The sequence below is a fragment of the Dactylosporangium vinaceum genome, from assembly GCF_019904175.1.
Taxonomy (GTDB): Bacteria; Actinomycetota; Actinomycetes; order Mycobacteriales; family Micromonosporaceae; genus Dactylosporangium; species Dactylosporangium vinaceum.
On the sequence record NZ_CP061913.1, the window covers coordinates 11,764,684 to 11,787,736 of the forward strand.

A 23,053-nucleotide genomic window follows, 5' to 3' on the forward strand; every position below is an offset into this window, starting at 1 on the left:
CATCAGCCCGGCAGGTTCACCAGGCCGGCCAGCCGCGCCCGGTGCTGGGCCACGGACCCTAGAGCGACCGCGTTCGCCCGGGCCCGCTTCAGGTACCAGTGCGCCGGATGCTCCCACGTGAACCCGATCCCGCCGTGCAGCTGCACGCACTCCTCCGCCGCCTTCACCGCGACCGGTGAGCAGAACGCCTGGGCCAGGGAGGCGGCCACCGGCAGGTCGGGGTCGTCGGCGGCCAGGCAGTCGGCGGCGTAGCGGGCGACCGCGCGCGCCTCGGTCACCGCGATCCACAGGTCGGCCAGCCGGTGCTTGACCGCCTGGTAGGAGCCGATGGCCCGGGCGAACTGGCGCCGGGTCTTCGCGTACTGCACCGTCGTCGTCAAGCACCACTCGGCAATGCCCAGCTGCTCCGAGGCCAGCATCGCCGCACCCGCCAGCAGCGCCCGCTCCACCAGCGGCCCCGCGTCCGCCGCGACAAGCCGGCCCGCAGCGCCGTCGAATGAGAGGTCCGCCACCGGCCGCGTCAGGTCGAGCGACACCACTGGCGTGCGTGCGGCACCCTCGACCGCGAACAGCCCCGCGTCCGTCGGGACCAGGAAGACGTCGGCCGTCAGCGCATCCGCGACCGTCGTCACCGAGCCGACGAGATCCCCACTCACAGTCCATTGTGGACTATCCCAGGTGGACAGGGGCACGGCCAGCGTCGCCGTCCGGGTGCCGGCGGCCAGCTCCGGCAGCAGCGGGTCGTCGGCGGGCAGCGCGGCCGTGGCCAGCACCGCGCTGCCCAGGAACGGGACAGGCGCGGCGAAGCGGCCCAGCTCCTCCATGACCACTGCCGTCTCCCGCCACGAGGCACCGGCGCCGCCGGCCGACTCCGGCACCGGCAGGCCGGCGAAGCCCAGGTCGGCGGCGAGCGTGCGCCACAGCTTGAGGTCGACGGGGTCCGCGGTCTCCAGGCGCGACAGGTCCACCCGGTCGGACAGCAGGGACCGGATCGACGATCGGAGCTCTTCCTCGATCGCGGAGTACAGGAGATCTGTCATTTCGGAAGGTCCTTCCAGGCGACGTCCTTGTCGGCCCGCTGCTCCGGTGGCAGGCCCAGCACCCGTTCGGCCACGATGTTGCGCAGGATCTCCGAGGTGCCGCCCTCGATCGAGTTGCCCTTCGCGCGCAGGTAGCGGTAGCCGGCGGTACGGCCGGCGAAGTCGACCTGGAGCGGGCGGCGCAGCGTCCACTCGTCGTGGCGCAGGCCCTCCTCGCCGAGCAGGTCCAGCTCCAGCGCCGAGATCTCCTGGTTGAGCCGGGCGAAGAGCAGCTTCGACGCCGAGCCCTCGGGGCCGGGCTGGCCGGCCGCGAGCTGCTGGCGGAGGCGTACCCCGGTCAGCCGGGCCGCCTCCGCCTGCACCCACAGATCCATCAGCACCGCGTGCAGGCCCGGCGAGCGCAGCTCCGGGCGCTCCCGCCACAGGTCGGCGACGATGCCTATCGTGCCGCCCTCGCGCGGGACGGCCTGGCCACCGATCGACACGCGCTCGTTCATCAGCGTGGTCTGCGCGACCGCCCAGCCCTCGCCTACCTCACCGAGCCGGTCCGAGTCGGGGATCCGGACGCCGGTGAGGAAGACCTCGTTGAACTCGGCCTCGCCGGTGATCTGCCGCAGGGGGCGGACCTCCACACCCGCAGCTGTCATGTCCAGTACGAAATAGGTAAGGCCCTTGTGTTTCGGCACCGCCGGGTCCGTGCGCGCGATGAGGATCGCCCAGCGGGCCTCGTGCGCCATCGACGTCCACACTTTCTGGCCGTCGACCACCCAGTCGTCGCCGTCGCGGACCGCCCGCGTGGCCAGACCGGCGAGGTCGGAGCCGGCGCCGGGCTCGCTGAACAGCTGGCACCACACCTCCTCGCCGGTCCACAGCGGGCGCAGCCAGCGCTGCCGCTGCTCGTCGGTGCCGTGGCGCAGGATCGTCGGCGCGGCCATGCCCAGGCCGATGCCGATGCGGCGCGGGTTGTTGTCGGGCGCGCCGGCGTCGGCGAAGACCTGGTCGACCTCGACCTGCTCGGCCCGGGTGAGGCCGCGCCCGCCCAGGCCGGGCGGGTACTGCACCCAGGCCAGCCCCGCGTCGAAGCGGGCCCGCAGGAACTCCAACGGGTCGGTGAAGGAGTGGGCGGCCAGGAACTCCCGGGCCAGGTCCGCTGTACTCACAAGAAGAGCTCCCTAGTTCAGTGGCCCGCCGGCCACGTAGATGACCTGGCCGGACACGAACCCGGCACCGTCGCTGACGAGGAACGAGATCGTGTGCGCGATGTCGTCGGGCGTGCCGACCCGGCGGACCGGGATCTGCTCGGCCGCGCCCTTCTGGAACGTCTCGAAATCGATCTTCATGCGGGCCGCCGTCGCCGCCGTCATGTCGGTGGCGATGAAGCCGGGCGCCACCGCGTTGGCCGTCACGCCGAACGGGCCGAGCTCGATCGCCAGGGTCTTCGTGAAGCCCTGCAGGCCGGCCTTGGCCGCGGAGTAGTTGACCTGGCCGCGGTTGCCCAGCGCCGAGGAGGAGGACAGGTTGACGATCCGGCCCCACCTGGCCTGCGTCATGTGGGCCTGGGCGGCCCGGCTCATGAGAAAGGCCCCGCGCAGGTGCACGCCGATGACGGCGTCCCAGTCGCCGTCGGTCATCTTGAAGAGCAGGTTGTCGCGGATGATGCCCGCGTTGTTCACCAGCACGACGGGCGGGCCGAGCTCGGCCGCGGTGCGCTCGACGGCCGCGGCGACGTGCTCGGCGTCGGCGACGTCGGCGCCCACGGCGATCGCCCGGCCCCCGGCCGCGGTGATCTGCTCGACGGTGTCCTTGCAGGCGCTCTCGTCCAGGTCGAGCACGGCGACGGCGTGCCCGTCGGCGGCGAGGCGGATGGCGGTGGCGGCTCCGATGCCGCGCGCGGCGCCCGTGACGATGGCGACGCGATTCAGGTCAGAAGAGGTCACGTCTCCGATCCTCGCGCGTGAGACAGGGTCTCGAAAAGTATGCACTAGGAGTGCACATTTCCCAAGGCGGAAAAATCCCGGTTTCGGCGCGGGAACCGTTCAGGTGCGGCACGGTTGCGCCGATGTTCGTGGCGTCGCACGGATGAGACAGCACAACGGGGGGCACGGATGAACGGCAAGACGATGACGAAGGCGCTCACGATCGCCGGCCTGGCCGGTGTCGCCGGCCTCACCACCCTCCTGAGCGGCACCGCCGCCCACGCCGCCACCGGCGACGAGACAGTCGCCTACGTCCGCGCCGGCGTCATCTACCGCAGCACCGGCGGGACCGAGGTCCGGCTCACCGCGACCGACGGCAACGCCCGCCCGCGGTACTCCCCGGACGGCACCCGGCTGGCCTACCTGCACGGCGGCACGGTGTGGGTGATGGGCGCCAACGGCGAGAACCAGCACCAGGTCAGCAACCGCCCGGCCGGCGGCGCGTCCTGGTCGCCCGACGGCCGCTGGATCGCCTTCGCCGCGCTGTCGTGCACCGGCGGCCCCGGGGTCTTCCGCGTCGCCGCCGACGGCACCACCGGCGACGAGCCGCTGTTCCCGCAGAGCTGCCGCGACCAGGCCGCCCCGGCGGTGGCCCCGGTCGAGTCGGCCCCGGCTCCGACCAGCACCCCGACCGACGCCCCGGCCGCCGGCCTGGCCGACCGCCTCCGCACCGACGACGCCGTGGCCTGGTCCCCGGACGGCACCCAGATCGCCTTCCGCGGCGGTGAGTGCGAGAGCATCGCCGACGCCTGCCTCAGCATCGGCACCGTCGCGACCGGCGGCGAGCGCGCCATCGACGTCTACGGCGGCGGCGGCAACGGCGCCAGCGGCTTCGGCGTGGTGCCGGCCTGGAGCACCGACGGCAAGAAGGTCGCGTGGACGAGCTACGACACCGAGGGCAAGGCCGTCTCGATCACCGAGGCCGACGCGACGGGCGCGAACCGCCACCAGGTGGGCAAGGCCGACGACCGCGAGATGGTCTACGCGGGCACCGCCAAGGGCATCCTGACCGCCGCGTACAACGGCCACTCCTGGATCACCGCCGTCAACCTGGCCACCGGCCGGCGCACCCCGCTCCACCAGGGCTCGCAGCCGACCGTCGCGCCCTGATGCCGCTCACGCCGGCCCGGATATGTCGGGCGCTGCGCGTCGCGACATATCCGACTTATACCCCGACAGCCGCTACCACATGATGAATGCGGAGAAGTCATGACGCGTGAGCGCCGTGAGTTCTCCGCATTTATCGTATTTGTGGGGTTTACACCAAGCATCATGACGACTATGAGCCACAGGTGGTTTCCTTCCGTATTACTTTGTGCCGCTGCACTCGTCGGCGGCTGCGGCGGCACCGGAGACCCCACGCCCGCCCCGAGCGCCGCGGAACCACCGGAAACCCTGCTGACCGCCAAAGATCTTCCTGGTGGGTACTCCCCCAGCCCACCCGATGCGACGCCCGAGGTCACGGTGGCCAGCAGCGCCAGCGTCGCCGGGTGCGACGAGGTCCTCGACTACTTCCGTGACGGTGGCCCCGCCCCCGGTGCCAAGCAGGCGCGGTTCGAGGCCGGCGGGACCGGGCCGTTCCTGGCCGAGAGCCTGAGCACGCAGGCGCCGGCGCTGGCCGAGCGGGCCGGGCCGTGCCGCAGCTTCACCGACACCGACGGGGAGGGCGCCACGACGAGCGTCAGCGTCGCCCCGGTCACCGACTTCCCGAGCCTCGGCGCAGACGAGCACGTGTTCACGATGACGGCCGGCGGCGGCACCGGAGACGATGCCTACGCCATGAGCGGCTACCTGGTCGAGGTCCGGGTCGGCGCGCTGACCTGCACAATCGTGCACTTCGGGCAGCTCGGGGTCGACCGCGCCGAGACCGAGTCGATCGCCCGGGCGGCGGTGGAGAAGATCAGGCGACAAAGATAGAGGCATGCGGCTCGCGACGTTCAACCTCATGCACGGGCGCTCGATCACCGACGGGCTCGTCGAGACCGGACGGATCGGGGCGGCGATGGCGGCGCTCGATGCCGACGTGCTCGGGCTCCAGGAGGTCGACCGGGCCCAGCCGCGCAGCGGCCACGCCGACCTGACCCGCATCGCGGCCGACGCCCTGGGCGCCGAGCATGCGATGTTCGTGCCGGCTGTCGTCGGCACCCCGGGGGAAGCCTTCCGGGCCGCCACCGACGCGGACGCCGACGGGGTCGATCCGCACTACGGCGTGGCCCTGATCAGCCGCTACCCGGTGCTCGAGTGGCGGATCACCCGGCTGCCGGCCGCTCCGCTGCGCGCACCCATCCTGATCCCGGGACCCGAGCGGATGCGGATGATGCTGCTCGACGACGAGCCCCGGGTGCTGCTGGCCGCGGTGGTCGCCACGCCGATCGGGCGGGTGACGATCGCCACGACCCACCTGTCGTTCGTGCCCGGCTGGAACATTCGCCAGCTCCACCTCGTGAGCCGGGCCCTGCGGACGCTGCCGGCCCCGCGGATCCTGCTCGCGGACCTCAACCTGCCGGGCGGGCTGCCGCGGCTGTTCTCGGGGTGGCATCGGCTGGCGGGGGTACCGACCTATCCGTCCCCGGCGCCGCAGATCCAGTTCGATCACGTCCTGGCCGACCGGCGCGGCTTCGACCGGCTGCCGCGGGTCGTCGAGGTGGCCAGTCCCCGGATGCCGTTCTCCGATCACCGCCCGCTCGTCGTGACCTTGCGTAGCCGCCCGGGCACGCTTCCGCTCGCTTAATTTGGATCTCAGGCGCGCTTAACCGGTGGCGATTGCGAAGCGTGCTCGTATAACTACGATTCTTCGGCGCCTTGTAGATTGGGCGTTCGTTTGTTGGGATGCGTACCGTCAGTGATTTCCAACCGAAGGTATGCCGCCGCGAAGGCCCCCGGTCCGGAGGATAGAGAGCCGTGAAGAAAGGTCGCCACCGCCCTTCGGGGTCGTCGGGCGGTGCGCTGAAACTCGGCGCCGCCGCCGTCGCTGTTCTCGTGGTCCTCGCCGGCAGCTGGTACGCGTTCAACAAGTACTCCAAGCCCTCCTGCGGCACCGCCCAGGCGAAGCTCAGCATCGGCGCACCCGCGGACCTCTCGCCCGCGATCAAGGCCCAGGCCGCGGACTGGGTCGAGCAGGCCAAGAACAACGGCAACTGCGTCGAGATCGAGGTCCTCGACGAGGACCCGGCCGACGTCGCGGCGGCGCTGGCCGGCAAGTCGAGCAAGACGCTCACCGGCGTCGGGCAGCCCAACGGCAAGACCCGCATTCCGGACGTCTGGGTCGCCGACTCGTCACTGTGGCTGCAGCGACTGCGGGCCGTCGACCAGAAGACGGTCCCGGCGGGCGCGCACTCGATCGCCATGAGCCCCGTCGTGCTGGCCATGCCGGAGCCGATCGCGCAGACCTTCGGGTGGCCGCAGAAGAGCATCACGTACGCCGACCTGCTGGCCAAGGTCGCCACCGACCAGAAGATCAAGGTCGGCATCACCGACCCGACGCGCGACTCGACGGGCCTCGGCGGCCTGCTCACGCTGGCCACGGTGGCCGCGGCGTCCGGCGGCGGCAACGCACAGCAGGCCACCCAGACCGCGACGCAGGCACTGCGCGCGCTGGCCGCCGGCCGCTCCGCGGTGCGCTCCGACCTGATGCAGAAGTTCCCCAAGGGCAGCGACCCGACAACGCTCGGCACCAGCCTGACCGTGGCGCCGCTGTCCGAGCAGGCGATCATCCAGTACAACGGCCAGCAGCCGGCCGTCCGCCTGGCCGCGCTCTACACCGACCCGGCCGCGCCGCCGCTCGACTACCCGTACGTCACGCTGAGCGCCGACAAGACAGGCATCGCCGACGAGCTGCTCAAGTCCCTGCAGACGCAGACGTTCCGCGACAAGCTCGGCGCGATCGGCCTCCGCGGTGCCGACGGCGCCCCCGGCCGGGGCTTCGTCTCCCCGGCCAACGCCCCCGGCGCGCTTGCCGCCGCGGCACCGCAACTGCCGGACGCGGCGACCGTCGAGGGCCTGCTGACCAAGTGGCAGGCGATCACTCTCCCGGCCCGCATGCTCGCCGTCCTGGACATCTCCGGCTCGATGCTGGAGCCGGTCCCGACGGCCGGCAACGCGACCCGCATGCAGGTGACCCTCGAGGCGGCCCGCAAGGGCCTGGGCCTCTTCGACGACTCCTGGGCCCTCGGCGTGTGGGAGTTCTCCACCCTGCTCGACGGCAACAAGGACTACAAGGAGCTCGTCCCGATCGGCCCGCTGATCAGCAACCGCCCCGCCTGCCTGCAGGCCCTGGGCCAGATCACCCCGAAGAAGAACGGCGACACCGGCCTCTACGACACCATCCTGGCCGCGTACAAGCGCGTGCAGAGCGGCTACGAGAGCGGCCGGGTCAACTCCATCATCGTCATGACCGACGGCGCCAACGACGACCCGGCCGGCGGCCTGAAGATCGAGGAGCTGATCGCCCAGCTGAAGGCCGCCCAGGACCCGGCCAAGCCGATCCAGATGATCCTGATCGGCATCGGCGACAAGGTGGGCGAGGCCCAGATGAAGCAGATCACCGACGCGGTGGGCGGCGGCACCTTCGTAGCCCCCGACCCGGCCAAGATCGGCGACATCTTCCTGCAGGCCATCGCCCTGCGCGGCCAGATCGCCCAGCCGAAGTAGACACGTCCGGCAACGAGCCCCGGGCCACCACGACAGGCGGCCCGGGTAAGGCTCAGAGCGCGGTTCAGGTCGCCACGTAGCGCCGCCGGCCGCTGAACCTACCCCGGCCACAGCTACCACGCCGAGCGGCGAGGCGACCGCGACCGTCTAAGCCAGGCGGCGCAGGGTGGTCAGGGCGCGCAGTGCGTCGGAGAGGGAGATCGGGTGGTCGTCGGCCTCGGTGGCCAGGCACTGTTCGATCATCTGGCGCATCAGGGTCGACGGCTTGACGCCGCGGCGCCGGGCGATGGTGGCCAACTGCTCAGCGGTCTCGGTGGGGAGGCGGACGGAGTAGACCGCCATCGTCTCGCCGTCCGGCTTGGGGGGTAGGGCGGCTGGAGTGTCGGAGTACGTGATGTTGCCGGCGGCTACCGCGAGCGCCAGCTGGTCCAGTTGGTCGTCACTCGGGCGCATGACTTGCCTCCCATGCTTCGAACTCGGCGACCTGCGCGGGCGTCATGTCCAGCGCGCCGACGATGAGCCACTCCAGGCCGCCTTCGTGCCTCAGGACGACGATCAGTGGGCGTCCTGCTTCGGTGCGGGCCCACACGCTGAGGACCGGCAGGTCCAGAGCCACGCCCGCCCTCGGTAGGCGGCGGTCGGCGTTCAGGGCCTGCAATGCTTCGAGCGGGTCGATGCCGTTGAGGGCCGCCAAGGTCGCCGGCCACCAGCGGTAGGGCATACCCCAATGTACGACGGCCGTCATACGCCGTCCAGTACGCGTAATACTGGCAGCATGATCGTGGTTACCGGAGCGTCGGGGCAGGTCGGCGGGCGCGTCACCAAGTTGCTGCAGCGGCCGCACGCGCTGCTCGTGCGTGATCCCGCGAAAGCCCCTCAAACCGACAAAGAGCTCAAGTTCGCCGACTACAGCGACACCGCCGCGATGACCGCCGCACTGGAGGGTGCCGAGACCCTGTTCCTCGTGTCCGGGCGTGAGGATCCGAACCGGCTGGCCCAGCACAAGAGCGCCATCGACGCGGCGGTGCAGGCCAAGGTGCAGCGGATCGTGTACCTGTCGTTCGCGGGCGCGGCCAAGGACTGCACGTTCACGTTGGGGCGCGATCACTGGTACACGGAGCAGTACATCCGGGAGACGGAGCTCGCGTTCACGTTCCTGCGCGACAACATGTACCTCGAGATGATCCCGCGCCTCGCTGACGAGCACGGTGTCATCCGCGGGCCCGGCGGCGACGGGAGAGTGGCGGCGGTCAGCTACGACGACATCGCCGCCTCGGTCGTGGCCGTCCTGGACGAGCCGCAGCGGCATGACGGGAAGACGTACACCCTGACCGGGCCTGAAGCGTTCAGCCTCCAGGAGGCCGCCGAGAAGCTTGGGCTCCGGTATGTGCCGGAGACGGTGGAGGAGGCGTACGCGTCGCGCGCGCACTACGGGGCGCCGGACTTCGAGGTCGCCGGATGGGTGACGTCCTACCAGGCGATCGCCAACGGGGAGCTGGCCGAGGTCACCGACCACGTCGAACGGCTCACCGGGCGGCGGCCGAAGGAATTGAGAGGTGTTTGAAAAAGGGAGGCCATAGCATCGGATGCATGCCTGATACCCATCGCATTCCGCAGCGCCCCAGTCTCGACGGTCTCGAGGAGAAGTGGGCGCGCGTATGGGAGGTACAGCGCATTTACGAGTTCGACCGCGGCGCCGACAAGGCGAACGTGTTCGCGATCGACACGCCGCCGCCGACCGTGAGCGGAGCGCTGCACATCGGGCATGTGTTCTCGTACACACAGACCGACATCGTGGCCCGTTATCAGCGCATGCGCGGGCGCGACGTGTTCTACCCCATGGGGTGGGACGACAACGGGCTGCCGACCGAGCGGCGGGTGCAGCTCACGTTCGGCGTGCAGTGCGACCCGACGCTGCCCTACGACCCAGACTTCGAGCCGCCGGCCCGGCCGGGCAAGGAGCGCGTGCACATCAGCCGGCGCAACTTCGTGGAGTTGTGCCAGCGGCAGACCGCGATGGACGAGCGGTCCTACGAGCACCTCTGGAAGCTCCTGGGCCTCTCCGTCGACTGGAGCCACCTCTACACGACGATCGGCGACCGGGCCCGGGCCACCGCGCAGCGCGGGTTCCTCAACAGCCTGGGTCGCGGGGAGGCGTACGCGCTGGACGGGCCGACCCTCTGGGACGTCTCGTTCGGCACGGCGGTGGCCCAGGCCGAGCTCGAGGACCGGGAGCGGCCGGGCGCCTATCACCGGATCAAGTTCGGTGAGTTCTTCGTGGAGACGACCCGGCCGGAGCTGCTGCCGGCCTGTGTGGCGCTCGTGGCGCACCCCGAGGACAACCGCTTCAAAGCCCATTTCGGGGGTACCGTGCGCACGCCGCTGTTCAATGTGGAAGTACCACTGCTGCCCCATCGTCTGGCCGACCCCGACAAGGGCAGCGGACTGGTCATGGTCTGCACGTTCGGCGACCTGACCGACGTCATCTGGTGGCGCGAACTGGACCTGCCGACCCGCACGGTGATGCAGCGCAACGGGCGGCTCGGGCTGCAGCCGCCGGACGGCGTGGACGAGGACCTCTACGCCCCGGTGGCCGGGCTGACGGTGAACCAGGCCCGCGAGAAGATCGTGGCGCTCCTGCGCGCGTCGGGCGAGCTCGACGGGGAGCCGCGGCCGATCACGCATGCGGTCAAGTTCTACGAGAAGGGCGACCGGCCGGTCGAGATCGTGGCGACCAGGCAGTGGTACATCCGCAACGGCGCGCGGACGCCCGAACTGCGCGCGGCGATGCTGGAGCGCGGCCGGGAGCTCGAGTGGGAGCCGCAGCACATGCGGTCCCGCTACGAGCACTGGGTGGAGGGCCTCACGGGCGACTGGGTCATCAGCCGCCAGCGGTTCTTCGGGGTGCCGATTCCGCTGTGGTACCGCCTCGACGCCGACGCCAACCCGATCTACGACGACCCGATCGTCCCGGACTCCCTCCCGATGGACCCGAGCAGCGACACGCCGGCCGGCTTCGAGGAGATCGACCGCGGGCAGCCGGGCGGGTTCATCGGCGACCCGGACGTCATGGACACCTGGGCCACGTCGTCGCTCACCCCGCAGATCGCCGGGGGCTGGCTCGACGACCCGGAGCTGTTCGACCTGGTGTTCCCGATGGCGATGCGCCCGCAGGCCCACGAGATCATCCGGACCTGGCTGTTCACCACGGTGCTGCGCGCGCACTTCGAGCACGGCGTGCTGCCCTGGAAGCACGCGGCGATCGCCGGCTGGATCCTCGACCCGGACCGCAAGAAGCTGTCGAAGTCCAAGGACAACGCCAAGGACTCGCCCGAGGACTTCGTGGGCCAGTACGGCGCGGACGCGATCCGCTACTGGGCCGGCAGCGCCCGCCGCGGCGTCGACACCGCGCTCGACGTCAACCAGTTCAAGGTGGGCCGGCGCCTGGCGGTGAAGCTGCTCAACGCGAGCCGGTTCGTGCTCAGCTTCGGCGGCGCCGAGCCGGACCCGGCGAAGGTGACCGAGCCGGTGGACCGCGCGCTGCTCGGCGCGCTGTCCACTGTGGTCGCCGAGGCGACGGCCGCGCTCGAGGCGTTCGACTACGCCCGGGCCCTCGAGCTGAGCGAGCAGTTCTTCTGGACCTTCTGCGACGACTACGTGGAGCTGGTGAAGGCCCGCGCCTACGGTGAGGCCGAACCGTCCGAAGTGGACTCGGCCCGGGCCGCGCTGGCGGTGGCGCTGTCGGCCGTGCAGCGGCTGTTCGCGCCGTTCCTGCCGTACGTGGCCGAGGAGGTCTGGTCCTGGTGGCAGGCGGGCTCGGTCCACCGCGCGCCCTGGCCGCAGCCCCCGATGCCGGCCGACACCGCGCCGTTCGTGGTGGCGGCGGAGGTGCTCGGCGCGATCCGGCGGGCCAAGTCGGGCGCGCAGCAGTCGATGAAGGCCGAGGTGACCCGGCTCGAGGTCGCCGGGCCGGTCGGCACGCTGCACATGGTCAAGGCCGACCTGACCGCGGCCGGCAACGTCCGGGACTGGGCCATCTCCGAGGCGGAGGAGTTGTCGGCTACCGTCAGTCTGTGATGGAACTGCAGGCCATCGGAGTCCAGCACCCGGCCGTACGCCAGGTGCAGCACATCCAGAACAACACGGCCCCGAACCGCTACAAGCTGTTCGTCGCCGAGGGGCTCTGGGCGCACAACATGCTGCTGGAGTCCGGTGCGCCGATCGACACGTTCTTCTGGTGCCCGGAGGCGATCTACGCCGACGAGGCCCATAAGCGCGCCGAGGAGATCGCGGAGCGAGCCGAGCGCTCGTTCCGCATCTCCCTGCGCACCCTGGAGAAGATCTCCGAGCGCGACAAGCCCGACGGTCTGCTGTCGCTGGCCGCCCTGCCCCGCTGGGACGAGCGCGACATCCGGTTCGGCAAGACCGCCCTGATCCTGGTCGCCGACGGCCTGGAGATCCCCGGCAACCTGGGCACCCTGATCCGCTCACTCGACGCGTGCGGCGCCGACGCCCTGGTGCTGACGAACCGCAAGACCCGCTTGACGCATCCGAAGGTGATCCGGGCGAGCCAGGGGACGATCCTGACGGTACCCACCCTGGAGTACGAAACCGTCGACGCCGCCGTCGCCTGGCTGGAGTCGCAGCGCTTCTCGGTCCTCCTGGCCGACACCGACGAAGCAGTCAACTACCGCCAGGCCGACTACTCGGGCCGCACGGCGTTGGTGGTCGGCAGCGAGCGCTACGGCATCGCCAAGGGCTGGTACGGCCACGGCTACCAGCGGGTAGCCGTCCCCATGCTGGGCTCCGGCGACTCCTTGAACGTCTCCGTCTCCGCGTCGATCCTGCTTTACGAGGCGCAGGCCAGAAAGTCCCGCTGGTAAGCCGGGCCGATTCGGAAAAACCCGCCGTGCATGACGCCCGGACAGCTGAGCGTGACCATCACGTCGTTGCAGCGTTGGGCGAGCGGTGAGCCCGTGGACACAAGGGCGACCACCGGCTCCATGTCACCCGATCAGGTGATGACCGGGCAGTTCACCGCGCCGTTGGGCCACATGTCGTTGCACTTTGCATGTGCACGTTGGACGATTTTGTGTACGTCCCCGTAACGCTGTGCCCAAGGGTGTCCGGAGCCGGTGTGGCTCAGGAAGCTCGCGCGGTCGGGTGAACGGGCGGGTGCGCCGGCCCGGGAAAGCCAACTGACCCTTGGCGGCCCGGCGGCGCTACCCCGCCCTCCTGCTCCAACCTACGTGCACGCGGGAAAGGTGGTTCAACAAACCGTGGGGAACTCACAGGCCGGGGTGGCGGCCGCGCAGCAGGTTGTGGCCGTGCACCTGCCGTCGCTCAGCGGCGAGGAGTGCTCGGCGTGCGGAAGCGTGTATCCGTGTGACTTCCGCAAGGCGGCCGAGTGGACGCTCAACGTCTACGGGCTGCTGCCTCGGCGGGTTCCGGGTGCCGCGCTGCGGGCCGCCGGGGTAGCCCTGAACGGGGATCAGCGGCCGCGGCGAGCGCAGTGGGCCCGCAGCGACCGGCACCGGGGATGGTTCGACTCCGTCATCAACCCGGCCGCCGGGCGGGCCCCGGTGGTGTCGAAAGGGCGCGACGTCACTTGATGGGCGCGGGGTAGCCGCGGCGTTGCGCAGCGGGTAGCTCCCACGGCTGGTGGATCGCCTTGCCGGGGATGTGGGCCAGCTCGGGGACGTACCGGCGCACGTACTCGCCCGTCGGGTCGAAGCGTTCGGCCTGGCGCAGAGGGCTGAATCGCCGGTACGGCTTGGTGTCGTTGCCGGTGCCGGCGACCCACTGCCAGTTGCCGTAGTTGTTCGCCACGTCGCCGTCGAGGAGCAGGTCGAAGAAGTGGTCGCCGCCGGCGCGCCAGTCCACGTACAGGTGCTTCGTGAGGTACGAGGCGGTGATCAGGCGGGCGCGGTTGTGCATCCAGCCTTCCGCCCGCAGCTGGCGCATGCCGGCGTCGACGATCGGCATGCCCGTGTGACCCTCCTGCCAGGCCTGCAGGGCGTCCTTCTCGTCGCGCCACTCGTCCTCGGCGTTCGCGCGATACGGCTTGCTCTTCAGCGCGGGGAACGCGGCGAGCACCTGGTGGTAGAAGTCGCGCCAGCAGAGTTGGCGGATGAACGGCTCGGCGCCCTCCTGGCCCTGCGCGCGATCGACGACCTCGCGCGGGGAAAGGCACCCGAAATGCAGGTACGGGCTCAGCCGCGAGGTCCGGTCGGCGGCCAGATCGTCGTGAATGTCACCGTAGGCCGCGATGTCCGCCAGCCACGACGACAACCGCTTCCGCGCGGCCGTCTCACCGGCGTCACCGATCGCGGTGGAGAACCACGACTTCGGCGCGTCGGCCGGTAGTGAGACCTTCTTCGGAGCGCCGACGACGTCGCGGAACGTGAACGCCTCCCACGACCGGTAATACGGCGTGAACACCTTGTAGTGCGACCCGCCGCCGCCCGGCCGGACGGCGGACGGCGGCACCACCGTCACGCCCGGGAAAGTCTTGAAGGCCAGCCGCTCGGACTCGCAGGCCGCGGCCAGGCGCGTTTCCCGGGACCGGGCATACGCGCTGACGTCGGCGGCCATCGCAATCGCGGAGGCGCCGACCGTCTTCGCCGCGCGAATCGCCTCGGTCACCGGGTCACCGTGCAGTTCGGCCAGGTCGCCACCGCGCGCCCGCAGCGACGAGCGCAGGTCGTCGAGCGCCCCACGCAGGAACGCCCGGCGATTGTCGCCGGCCGGAAGGGCGGGGTCGTGCACGAAGAGCGGCAGGACCACATCGAACGCGCCGACCGACGACGCGAACGCCGGATTGTCGTGCACGCGCAGGTCGCGGGTGAACAGCACGACGCACGTCTTCATGCGGTGGTGCCCCGGAGGTCGAGCAGTGCCGCCCCCTCACGCTGCTGTGGGATCTCCGTCGCGGTCGGCATCGGGACGGGAGCGCCCGGCCGGGCCAGGATGCAGGAAAGAGCAACGGCCAAGCGCTTCCATTTGGGTACCGTCGCCCGCGCCGCGAACACGTCGGCGTCCTGCGCCTCCACCTCGTCGAGAATGCCGCCGTACAGCCGATAAGCGGCCCGCATGCACGCCTGCGACTTCGAGGCGAGCATCGGAATCCCGGGTGCCGCGAGCGCGTAGTGGTGCCGGGCGCGCTCCAACTGGTATCGGATGAGTCGCTTGATGTTCGGAGAGCTCTGCTTGGCGGCGAGCGCCGCTTCGAGGTCGGCCCGGGTGACGCCGAACTCGGCCAGGTCGCGCTGGGGCAGGTAGATCCGCCCCCGCTCGAGGTCCTCGGCCACGTCCCGGATGAAGTTGGTGAGCTGGAAGGCCAGGCCGAGCTGGCGGGCCGGTTCGCGGGCGGCCGCGCGGTCGGACGACTCGAGGATCGGCAGCATCATGGTGCCGATCACCGCGGCCGAGCCCTCCATGTAGACGAGCAGGTCGTCATAGGTCTCGTACTCGGTGACGGTCAGGTCCATCGCCATGCTGTCGAGGAACTTGCGGAAGTCCTCGAGGTCGATGTCGAACACCTGGATCGTGTGCAGGACCGCGGGCAGCAGCGGGTCGTCGGTGTGCCCGCCGCGCAGGCCGCGCAGGAACTCGGCCGACCACGCGGAGAGCTCGTCGGCCCGGGCCTGCGGGGTGCCGCCCTCACTGCGGTCGACGATCTCGTCCGCATACCGCGTGAACCCGTACAAAGCGTGCACATGCCGGCGCTTCCACTCCGGCAGCAGTCGCGTCGCGAGGTAATAGGTGCGACCGTGGAACCGATGCAACTCGCGGCACCGCTCGTACGCAGCGGCAAGGGACGCATCCATCTGACCTCCAAGTTTGCGTCCAATCGACGCGCGAATCGACGCAAGCCCGAGCCTACGCTACCCTTGCGAGCACAGCTACCCGAAACCCACAGGGGGACACCATGCGAACCGTTGAAGGGCGGACGGATCGCGTTGTGATCGTCGGCGCCGGGCTCGGCGGGCTGGCCGCGGCGATCCGGCTCGCGGCCGCAGGGCGCAGCGTCACCCTCCTGGAGCGGGAGGACCACCCGGGCGGCCGGGCCGGGCGCCTGGAGCTCGACGGCTACCGGTTCGACACCGGCCCGACCGTGCTCACCATGCCGGAGCTGCTCGAAGACGTGCTGGCGACGGTCGGCGAGGATCTCTCGGCCTGGCTGCCGATGCGGAAGCTGGACCCCGCGTATCGCGCCCACTTCCCCGACGGCTCGACCCTCGACGTCATCGCCGACACCGCGCGCATGGCCGGTGAGGTCGCGCGGGTCTGCGGGTCGCGGGAGGCGGACGGATACCTCCGCTTCGTCGACCACGCCCGCGAGCTCTGGGACCTGGAGCGCACCGACTTCATCGACCGCAACCTGGACCGGCCCACCGACCTCGTCACCGCCAACCTGTGGCGGCTGTTCCGCCGCGGCGGCTTCCGGCGGCTGCAGTCCAAGGTCGACTCGTACTTCAAGGACCCGCGGACCCGCCGCATCTTCTCGTTCCAGGCGATGTACGCCGGCGTCGCGCCGCACCAGGCCCTCGCCCTCTACGCGGTCATCGCCTATCTCGATTCGGTCGCCGGCGTGTACTTCCCCGAGGGCGGCATCCACGCGGTGCCCCGGGCGCTCGCCGGAGTCGCCGAGAAGCACGGCGTGGAGATCGTCTACGGCGCCGAGGTGAGCCGGGTCGAGGTCGCCAACGGCCGCGCCACTGGCGTGTCCACATCGGACGGTCGCCGGTTCCCCGCGGACGTCGTGGTGCTCAACCCGGACCTGCCCGTCGCCTACCGCGACCTGCTCCCGCCGACCCGGTGGCGCAGCCCGCTGCTGGGCTCGCTGCGCTACTCGCCGTCCTGTGTGGTGCTGCACGCCGGCTCGCGCCAGGCGTACGGCGCCACGGCGCACCACAACATCCACTTCGGACGGTTGTGGCGCGAGTCGTTCGACGAGGTCATCAACCAGGGCCGGCTGATGAGCGACCCGTCGCTGCTGGTGACCAACCCGACGTACAGCGACCCCTCGCTCGCGCCCGAGGGCCGGCAGACCTACTACGTGCTGGCCCCGACGCCGAACCTCACCGCGAAGCTCCTGGACTGGCGGGGCTCGCTCGCCGGGACCTACCGCAGCGAGCTCATCGAGACGCTGGAGCAGCGAGGGTACGTCGGATTCGGCGACGGCATCGAAGTGTCGAAGTTCATCACGCCGGCCGACTGGGCCGATCAGGGCATGGCCGCCGGCACCCCGTTCGCCGCGGCCCATACACTGCGCCAGACCGGCCCCTTCCGGCCGGGCAACCTCCACCCCACACTGTCCAATGTGGTCTTCGTCGGCTCGGGCACCCAGCCCGGTGTCGGCGTGCCCATGGTGCTCATCTCCGGCCGTCTCGCGGCGAGCCGTGTCACGGGGGAGTAACTTGTCTCGCGAATCTCAGCTGGTCGAGCTGGTCACGCCGGACGGCGCAGCCGACGGCAGCGCCACCGTCGACGCCGCCCACCGCGCCCCGGGCCGGCTCCACCGCGCCTTCTCCGTGCTGCTCGTCGCGCCCGACGGCCGGATCCTGCTGCAGCAGCGGGCCGCGGCGAAGACTCGATTCGCGCTGCGCTGGGCCAACGCCTGCTGCGGGCACCCCGGCCCCGGCGAGCCCGTCGCCACCGCGGCGGCGCGCCGGCTCAGCGAGGAGCTCGGGGTTTCCGCACCGCCGTTGCAAGAGGTCGGGGTGTACCTCTACCAGGCCGACGACCCCGACTCCGGACGTGTCGAGTTCGAGTTCGACCACGTGCTCGTGGGGCCGTACGACGGCGACGTGCGCGCCGACCCGGCCGAGGTCGCCGAGGTCGAGTGGGTCCACCCGGACGAGCTCGCCGACCGGCTGAAGCGCTTCCCCGACTTCTACGCGCCGTGGCTGGCCGGTGTACTCGATGCGTGGCGGTCGGCCGCGGCATGAGCAACCCCGCCGCCGCCTACTCGGCCGGTGCCGTGGCGCGGCGGCTCGGCGTCGCCGTGACGACCCTGCGCACGTGGCACCAGCGCTACGGCATGGGTCCGTCGCTGCACGAGCCGGGGCATCATCGGCGGTACACCGAACAGGACATCAAGCGCCTCGAGCTCATGCAGCGCCTGATCTTCGAGGGCGTCGCCCCCGCCGAGGCCGCCCGCTGGGCCCGGCGCCCCACGCCCGACGCCCCGGTCGCCGCACCGCTCGCGGCGCCGGACTTCACGTCGGCCGTCCGCGGACTCAACCGCGCCGCGATGCGCCTGGACGCGCCCGCCGTGCGCCAGCGCATCGCCGAGGCCGTCCGCGAGCTCGGGGTCATCGCGGCCTGGGACGGCGTGCTGCGGCCGGTGCTGGCGGCGATCGGCGAGCGGTACGCCGCGACGGGCGAGCTCGTCGAGGTCGAGCACCTGGTCTCGGGGTGCATCAGCGCCGTGTTCGGGGCGGTGCCGCAGCCGGGTGGGGAAGTACCAACCCGAATTCTTCTGGCTTGTGCAGATGACGAGCAGCACAGTCTGCCCATCGAAGCGGTCGCGGCCGCGCTGGCGGCCGACGGCGTCCCCACCCGGTCGCTCGGCGCGCGGGTGCCTCCCGAGGCCCTGACCGCCGCGGTGCGCCGGACGGGCCCCGCGGCAGTGCTCGTCTGGTCGCAGATCCGGTCCACGGGCGGGCCGGCCCAGCTGGCGGCGATCCTCGCCGAGCGGAGCCGGCCACTCGTCGTCGCCGCGGGCGGCCCGGGCTGGCATCGGCCGTCCGTACCGGCGGGTGTGGTACTTCCGGACAGTCTCGCCGAGGCGGTAGTCGCACTGACGTCAGCGCTCACCTAGTCATCTGCGTAAAAGTCCCTTGCCCCTGTACTCCCGGGTTCGTGCCACGGGCTGAACGCGGGAAGACACTGACTGTCTCGAATAAGTAACGTGTGGCTCCGTCAGCAAGAACCCGAATACCCCTCGGAGCCCCTCATGCCTCGTGTACGACTCGCAGCGTTGGGAGCAGTGATCAGCGCCTGCGCCCTGGTGGTTCTCGCCGGCTGCTCGTCCGACGCCCCGTCTGCCGCCTCGTGGCACGCATCCGGCTCCGGGTCCGCCCAGGGCCTCGCCGGCCAGGGCGGCGGCGACCCGATCGCCCACCCGATCGCCGCGCCCGGATCGGTGACCCCCTCGGCCGCGGCCTCCGCCTCGGCTTCGCCGTCCGCGTCGGCCTCCGCTTCCACGTCGGCCTCGGCCTCCCCCTCCGCGTCCGCCTCACCCAGCACTCCAGGTGACAGCATCATCCGCACGACGGGTGACCAGACGGTGGCGCTGACCTTCGACGACGGCCCCGGCCCGGACACGCCGACGATCCTCAAGATGCTGCGCGACCAGGGCATCAAGGCCACGTTCTGCGTCATCGGGCAGAACGTGAAGCAGTACCCGCAGTACGTGCAGCAGATCGTCGCGGACGGCCACACGCTGTGCAACCACACCTGGAACCACGACGAGGCCCTGGGCAAGAAGTCAGCGGACACCATCCGCGCCGACCTGCAGAAGACGAGCGACGAAATCCACAAAGCAGTGCCGGACGCCAAGGTTCTGTACTTCCGCCACCCGGGCGGCAACTTCACCCCGCTCGCCGTCCAGATCGCCGCGGAGCTGGGCATGAAGTCCCTGGGCTGGAGCGTCGACCCGTGGGACTGGAACGTCAAGAAGTGGCAGGGCCAGCAGATGACCAACCACATCTGCTCGGTAGTGAGGAACAACACGAAGCCCGGCTCAATCGTCCTCTCCCACGACGGCGGCGGCGACCGCAGCGCCACGATGGCCGCGTACAAGACGCTGCTGCCAGAGCTCAAGGGCAAGTTCACGCTGGTAGCGATGCCTGTCTGAGCCGGTCCGGACTCGCCGGGGGATACTCATTTGGAGAACGCGTGAGGGGTCACGTATGCTCTGAAAGCCTCCGGCGGGGCCGGATGGGAGCAACACCGCGTTAGTCGTGCAATATGCGATGATAGCGGGGCCGCCCTCATCGTCTAGCGGCCCAGGACGCCGCCCTTTCAAGGCGGTAGCACGGGTTCGAATCCCGTTGGGGGCACGGTCTCGCACCTCGGTGCGGGTTGGTAAGTGAATAGCTAGGTCCTGTGGAGCAGTTGGAGTGCTCGCCGCCCTGTCAAGGCGGAGGTCGCGGGTTCAAGTCCCGTCAGGACCGCAAGGCCCACCTTGTTCTTGGGTCACTCTGGGCAGGTAGCTCAGTCGGTACGAGCGTCCGCCTGAAAAGCGGAAGGTCGGCGGTTCGACCCCGCCCCTGCCCACAAAGCTCTTCGCCGGGCTTTACAGACCCCGACCAGCGGCAACGCGGTCGGGGTCTTTGTATGTCAGGGCTCGCCGTGAAGATCCTTATGTAGCAACCGCAGCGGTCCCTGCAGCGGACGGTCGGTGCATGAGTGCTTGTGACGGAGTGGGTACTTCTAACTACTCAACGTAGTCGCATTCGATCGGATCGCCGGCTGATGTTATCCGCGTGGGACACTGTCATGGCAGCTACCAGGAGGTGGACCAGCGTGAGCGTCAACGCACTCGACCAGCATCACGGGCCGTGGTCCGAAGACGAATACTTCGCGCTCGGCGAGACGACGAACCGCTTCGAGCTGATCGACGGGAGCTTGTTGATGAGCCCGGCGCCGACCCCGCGCCACCAGCACCTCTCACGACGCTTGGCCAACGCGCTGGAGCCCGGGGCGTCGGCGGCTGGCCTGTGGACATTCGAAGCCGTGAACCTGCGACTTCAGACCGATCGGATCGTGATCCCGGATCTGGCGGTCACCGACACCGACGAGCCAACCACGTTTGAGGTACCTGACGTGACCATGGTCGGCGAGGTTGTATCGCCCAAGAACGCCGCCGCGGACCGGTTGGTGAAGATGCAGCTCTACGCCGCCGCCAGGATCGGGTGGTACCTCCTCGCAGAGCGGGACGAGGAAGTCCATGTGACACTGCGGCTGCTGCGCCTGGACGGCGGCCACTACGTCGAGCACGCGATCGCCAAGCACGGCGAGGTCCTCTCGTCCGAGGTGCCGTTCGCCATCGAGATCGACACCCGCAACCTGATGCGCCGCTGAACGTGCCAGCAGCTTCCGACCTCACGAGGTCAGTCTGTGTAGCAACGCGTGTAGCAACGGCCGCGTACAACCGCGCTCATCGCCGATCGACGCCAGACTGGATCGCAGCTCTGGATCGCCGACTGCGCGAGGCTGCTCAGACCTGAAAAGCGGAAGGTCGGCGGTTCGACCCCGCCCCTGCCCACAAAGCTCTTCGCCGGGCTTTACAGACCCCGACCAGGCAGCAATGCCGGTCGGGGTCTTTGTATGTGCGGCTCCCCATCACCATGATCATCCGCGACCCCTTTGGCGGCGGACGGTCGTCATCGCCGGCCGCCCGGCCCACCGTGAGAGACTGGCAGGGGCGGCAGCATTGCATCCAGGGAGGTGGTCCACACCATGAGCGTGGCAACAATGGAGCACGCTGGCCCCTGGAATGAGGACGACTACCTCGCACTGGGCGAAACGCCGAACCGGATCGAACTGATCGACGGGAGCCTGCTGGTGAGTCCCGCGCCGAGCTCGCGCCACCAGCGTCTCTCGCGTCGCATCGCCAACCAGCTGGACGCACCCGCTTCATCCGCAGGCCTGCTCGTCTACGAAGCGGTGAACGTCCGGTTGCACACAGACCGCCTCGTTATCCCCGACCTCGCGATCGTGGACACGACCGACGACTTCGTGGTCGTAGATGCGGCGCACGTCGCGCTCGTCGGCGAGATCGTCTCACCCGGCAACGCGGCCGCGGACCGCGTCATGAAAATGCACTTCTACGCCGCTGCGCGAATCGAGTGGTACCTCCTCGTCGAACAGGAATCGTCGGACTCGCTGACCCTCCGGCTCAACCGGCTCGATGGCACTCACTACGTCGAAGCTTCGGTTGCCAAGTCCGGCGAGAGCCTCAACGCCGACCATCCCTTCCCGTTCCAGCTGGACACTCACTCGCTTCTCGCCTCATAGCTCGGCCGTCTCCATGTAGCAATGCGTGTAGCAACGGGGCCGTACGGCGCCGACCGCCTGCTGTCGGACTCACACTCGTTCGCCACGGTCAGGGCTCCCATCACACAGAGCGCTCACCCGTGTAGCAACGGCATGCCGCGCCACAGCGGATGGTCGAACCCGCGGGTCGCGGACCTGCCGCGTCTTCTCGGGCGGGCGTATCGTTGAGTGGCGCCCAGTCAGCGGTGGTGGCGGGAGTGGAGGCACGGCGTGACCAGCGAGGCGACCGAGATGATCACGGTTCCCCGGGCCGAGTTCGATGCCATGCAGGCAGAGCTCAAGCGTCTCCGCCGAGAGGCTGCACGCGACGTCGCGTTGACAACTATGCGAGCGGACCGCGGTCCCGAAGCCGGCGACGAGGCCCGCATGTTCACGCGGAAGCAGCTGGCCGAGGCGTGGGGAATTCGTGCCTGAACGGCAAATACGTTTCCCCGAGCAAGCGTGGCAACAGGTAGAGGCGCTGCCCAGCGACTGCGATGGACAGTCCAGCGTGCGATCTTCCACCTCCTCGATGAGCCGGTCCCTGCACTCGCCGACCCGTTCCCACCGGGCGATCCGTTGCCAGGCGCCTATGAACTTCACTTACCCGCGGACGGTGTGACCATCTGGTACATGATCACGCCACACGAGGGGAGCGAGATCATCAGCATTCAGCTCGTGCGAGCCGACACCTGAGGTAGCAGTGCATGTAGCAACGGCGCCGAACGGCCGCGACCATGGACGGCCAGGACCGGACGCTTCAGCGAGGTCAAGGGGCTCCTCTAAGCAGGTTCGCTCAGACCTGAAAAGCGGAAGGTCGGCGGTTCGACCCCGCCCCTGCCCACAAAGCTCTTCGCCGGCTGGCAGTAGCAGCACGCCTCGGTAGGTCGAGCGCGGCGCCGGCCGAGTGGTGCCGGGCTCCTGGACCCGAAACCCCTACGCCTTCCTGCGGCGAGGTCTGGCGCTACCTCGCCACGTCGGGCTGGTCCGGCGCCGCCGGGCGTGGGCGGGCCGCGAGTGACAGTGCGACGACGACCGCTGCGAGCGGCGGCCCAGCGGCGGCGAAGGGGCTCAGGTCGAGGTCGTAGACGTAGCCGTTGTGCGCGGCCGGGTTCAGCGGCACGGTGCTGTGCGGCAGGACCGGCGCGAGCTCGGCGGGCGGCATGAACTCGTCGATCGGGAGCCCGTCGCGCTCCGCGAACAGATCCGTCGTCCCGGCGGTGCGGGTCCTTGTGTCGTTCGCGTCCAGGTGGGTGAGCGGCGTCAGCACCGCGGCGAGCATCATGAGCCGCCCGGCCGCCAACCGATCCGCTGCCGCGGCCCGCCCAGCAGCCAGGT

At 70.2% G+C, this 23,053-nt stretch carries 23 protein-coding genes and 3 tRNA genes; 18 read left to right on the forward strand and 8 right to left on the reverse strand.

Annotated elements, in window-relative coordinates:
- Nucleotides 1–2: 2 nt before the first annotated feature.
- The 3 genes from Dvina_RS53005 to fabG are packed head-to-tail and all read right to left on the reverse strand — an operon-like array spanning nt 3 to nt 2,977.
- Nucleotides 3–1,040, reverse strand: coding sequence for an acyl-CoA dehydrogenase family protein (locus tag Dvina_RS53005; protein WP_223100023.1), 1,038 nt, complete (start codon nt 1,038–1,040; stop codon nt 3–5).
- On the reverse strand, nt 1,037–2,200 hold the full coding sequence (locus Dvina_RS53010; protein ID WP_223100025.1) for an acyl-CoA dehydrogenase family protein: 1,164 nt from the start codon (nt 2,198–2,200) through the stop codon (nt 1,037–1,039). The genes Dvina_RS53005 and Dvina_RS53010 overlap by 4 nt, the downstream gene beginning before the upstream one ends.
- Before the next feature lie 12 nt (nt 2,201–2,212).
- The gene (gene fabG / locus Dvina_RS53015) at nt 2,213–2,977 is read right to left on the reverse strand and encodes a 3-oxoacyl-ACP reductase FabG (RefSeq protein ID WP_223100027.1); all 765 of its coding nucleotides are present in this window, start codon (nt 2,975–2,977) and stop codon (nt 2,213–2,215) included.
- Between the two features lie 168 nt (nt 2,978–3,145).
- On the opposite strand from fabG, the gene Dvina_RS53020 reads away from it, so the two are divergent.
- The 4 genes from Dvina_RS53020 (at nt 3,146) to Dvina_RS53035 (ending at nt 7,666) form a co-directional block, all read left to right on the forward strand.
- Nucleotides 3,146–4,126, forward strand: a complete 981-nt coding sequence (locus Dvina_RS53020) for a TolB-like translocation protein (protein WP_246655898.1) — start codon at nt 3,146–3,148, stop codon at nt 4,124–4,126.
- Between the two features lie 171 nt (nt 4,127–4,297).
- Complete coding sequence (locus Dvina_RS53025) at nt 4,298–4,933, forward strand: hypothetical protein (RefSeq protein ID WP_223100029.1); 636 nt, start codon at nt 4,298–4,300, stop codon at nt 4,931–4,933.
- Between the two features lie 4 nt (nt 4,934–4,937).
- Nucleotides 4,938–5,747 (forward strand): endonuclease/exonuclease/phosphatase family protein, encoded by an 810-nt coding sequence (locus tag Dvina_RS53030; RefSeq protein WP_223100031.1) that lies wholly within the window; start codon nt 4,938–4,940, stop codon nt 5,745–5,747.
- 170 nt (nt 5,748–5,917) lie between these two features.
- Nucleotides 5,918–7,666 (forward strand): VWA domain-containing protein, encoded by a 1,749-nt coding sequence (locus Dvina_RS53035; protein WP_246655899.1) that lies wholly within the window; start codon nt 5,918–5,920, stop codon nt 7,664–7,666.
- Between the two features lie 147 nt (nt 7,667–7,813).
- Here the strand turns inward: Dvina_RS53035 and Dvina_RS53040 are convergent, their stop codons facing one another.
- Both Dvina_RS53040 and Dvina_RS53045 read right to left on the reverse strand, forming a co-directional pair.
- Nucleotides 7,814–8,119 carry a ribbon-helix-helix domain-containing protein gene (locus tag Dvina_RS53040; RefSeq protein WP_223100033.1) on the reverse strand — a complete coding sequence of 102 codons (306 nt, stop codon included), beginning with the start codon at nt 8,117–8,119 and terminating at the stop codon, nt 7,814–7,816.
- The gene (locus Dvina_RS53045; RefSeq protein ID WP_223100035.1) at nt 8,106–8,387 is read right to left on the reverse strand and encodes a hypothetical protein; all 282 of its coding nucleotides are present in this window, start codon (nt 8,385–8,387) and stop codon (nt 8,106–8,108) included. The genes Dvina_RS53040 and Dvina_RS53045 overlap by 14 nt, the downstream gene beginning before the upstream one ends.
- A 54-nt stretch (nt 8,388–8,441) precedes the next feature.
- Here Dvina_RS53045 and Dvina_RS53050 point away from each other — a divergent pair, with 54 nt between their 5' ends.
- From Dvina_RS53050 to Dvina_RS53065, 4 genes are all read left to right on the forward strand, one after another.
- Complete coding sequence (locus tag Dvina_RS53050) at nt 8,442–9,230, forward strand: SDR family oxidoreductase (protein ID WP_246655900.1); 789 nt, start codon at nt 8,442–8,444, stop codon at nt 9,228–9,230.
- Between the two features lie 26 nt (nt 9,231–9,256).
- Nucleotides 9,257–11,743, forward strand: a complete 2,487-nt coding sequence (gene valS / locus Dvina_RS53055) for a valine--tRNA ligase (protein ID WP_223100039.1) — start codon at nt 9,257–9,259, stop codon at nt 11,741–11,743.
- On the forward strand, nt 11,743–12,549 hold the full coding sequence (locus tag Dvina_RS53060; protein WP_246656707.1) for a TrmH family RNA methyltransferase: 807 nt from the start codon (nt 11,743–11,745) through the stop codon (nt 12,547–12,549). The genes valS and Dvina_RS53060 overlap by 1 nt, the downstream gene beginning before the upstream one ends.
- A 396-nt stretch (nt 12,550–12,945) precedes the next feature.
- Nucleotides 12,946–13,278, forward strand: a complete 333-nt coding sequence (locus Dvina_RS53065; RefSeq protein ID WP_223100043.1) for a hypothetical protein — start codon at nt 12,946–12,948, stop codon at nt 13,276–13,278.
- Here the strand turns inward: Dvina_RS53065 and Dvina_RS53070 are convergent.
- Nucleotides 13,271–14,536, reverse strand: coding sequence for a cryptochrome/photolyase family protein (locus Dvina_RS53070; RefSeq protein WP_223100045.1), 1,266 nt, complete (start codon nt 14,534–14,536; stop codon nt 13,271–13,273). The genes Dvina_RS53065 and Dvina_RS53070 overlap by 8 nt on opposite strands.
- Complete coding sequence (locus Dvina_RS53075) at nt 14,533–15,495, reverse strand: phytoene/squalene synthase family protein (protein WP_223100047.1); 963 nt, start codon at nt 15,493–15,495, stop codon at nt 14,533–14,535. Before Dvina_RS53075 ends, Dvina_RS53070 begins: the two co-directional genes overlap by 4 nt.
- Nucleotides 15,496–15,596: 101 nt before the next feature.
- Between Dvina_RS53075 and crtI the strand changes: the two genes are divergently transcribed.
- From crtI to Dvina_RS53125, 10 genes are all read left to right on the forward strand, one after another.
- Nucleotides 15,597–17,087, forward strand: coding sequence for a phytoene desaturase family protein (crtI, locus tag Dvina_RS53080; protein WP_223100049.1), 1,491 nt, complete (start codon nt 15,597–15,599; stop codon nt 17,085–17,087).
- 1 nt (nt 17,088) lies between these two features.
- A complete protein-coding gene (gene idi, locus Dvina_RS53085) occupies nt 17,089–17,619 on the forward strand; it encodes an isopentenyl-diphosphate Delta-isomerase (protein WP_246655901.1) in 531 nt (176 codons plus the stop codon).
- On the forward strand, nt 17,616–18,494 hold the full coding sequence (locus Dvina_RS53090) for a MerR family transcriptional regulator (protein ID WP_223106226.1): 879 nt from the start codon (nt 17,616–17,618) through the stop codon (nt 18,492–18,494). Before idi ends, Dvina_RS53090 begins: the two co-directional genes overlap by 4 nt.
- 168 nt (nt 18,495–18,662) lie before the next feature.
- Nucleotides 18,663–19,532, forward strand: a complete 870-nt coding sequence (locus tag Dvina_RS53095; protein ID WP_246656708.1) for a polysaccharide deacetylase family protein — start codon at nt 18,663–18,665, stop codon at nt 19,530–19,532.
- Between the two features lie 132 nt (nt 19,533–19,664).
- Nucleotides 19,665–19,737 (forward strand) — tRNA-Glu (locus Dvina_RS53100).
- Between the two features lie 40 nt (nt 19,738–19,777).
- Nucleotides 19,778–19,851: transfer RNA gene (locus tag Dvina_RS53105), tRNA-Asp, on the forward strand.
- 29 nt (nt 19,852–19,880) lie between these two features.
- Nucleotides 19,881–19,954 (forward strand) — tRNA-Phe (locus Dvina_RS53110).
- Between the two features lie 249 nt (nt 19,955–20,203).
- Nucleotides 20,204–20,761 (forward strand): Uma2 family endonuclease, encoded by a 558-nt coding sequence (locus Dvina_RS53115; protein ID WP_246655902.1) that lies wholly within the window; start codon nt 20,204–20,206, stop codon nt 20,759–20,761.
- Nucleotides 20,762–21,139: 378 nt separating this feature from the next.
- Nucleotides 21,140–21,697, forward strand: coding sequence for a Uma2 family endonuclease (locus Dvina_RS53120; protein ID WP_223100056.1), 558 nt, complete (start codon nt 21,140–21,142; stop codon nt 21,695–21,697).
- Nucleotides 21,698–21,946: 249 nt separating this feature from the next.
- Complete coding sequence (locus Dvina_RS53125) at nt 21,947–22,150, forward strand: hypothetical protein (protein ID WP_223100058.1); 204 nt, start codon at nt 21,947–21,949, stop codon at nt 22,148–22,150.
- 529 nt (nt 22,151–22,679) lie between these two features.
- On the opposite strand, the gene Dvina_RS53130 is transcribed toward Dvina_RS53125, so the two are convergent.
- The gene (locus tag Dvina_RS53130) at nt 22,680–22,985 is read right to left on the reverse strand and encodes a hypothetical protein (RefSeq protein ID WP_223100060.1); all 306 of its coding nucleotides are present in this window, start codon (nt 22,983–22,985) and stop codon (nt 22,680–22,682) included.
- Nucleotides 22,986–23,053: the final 68 nt, after the last annotated feature.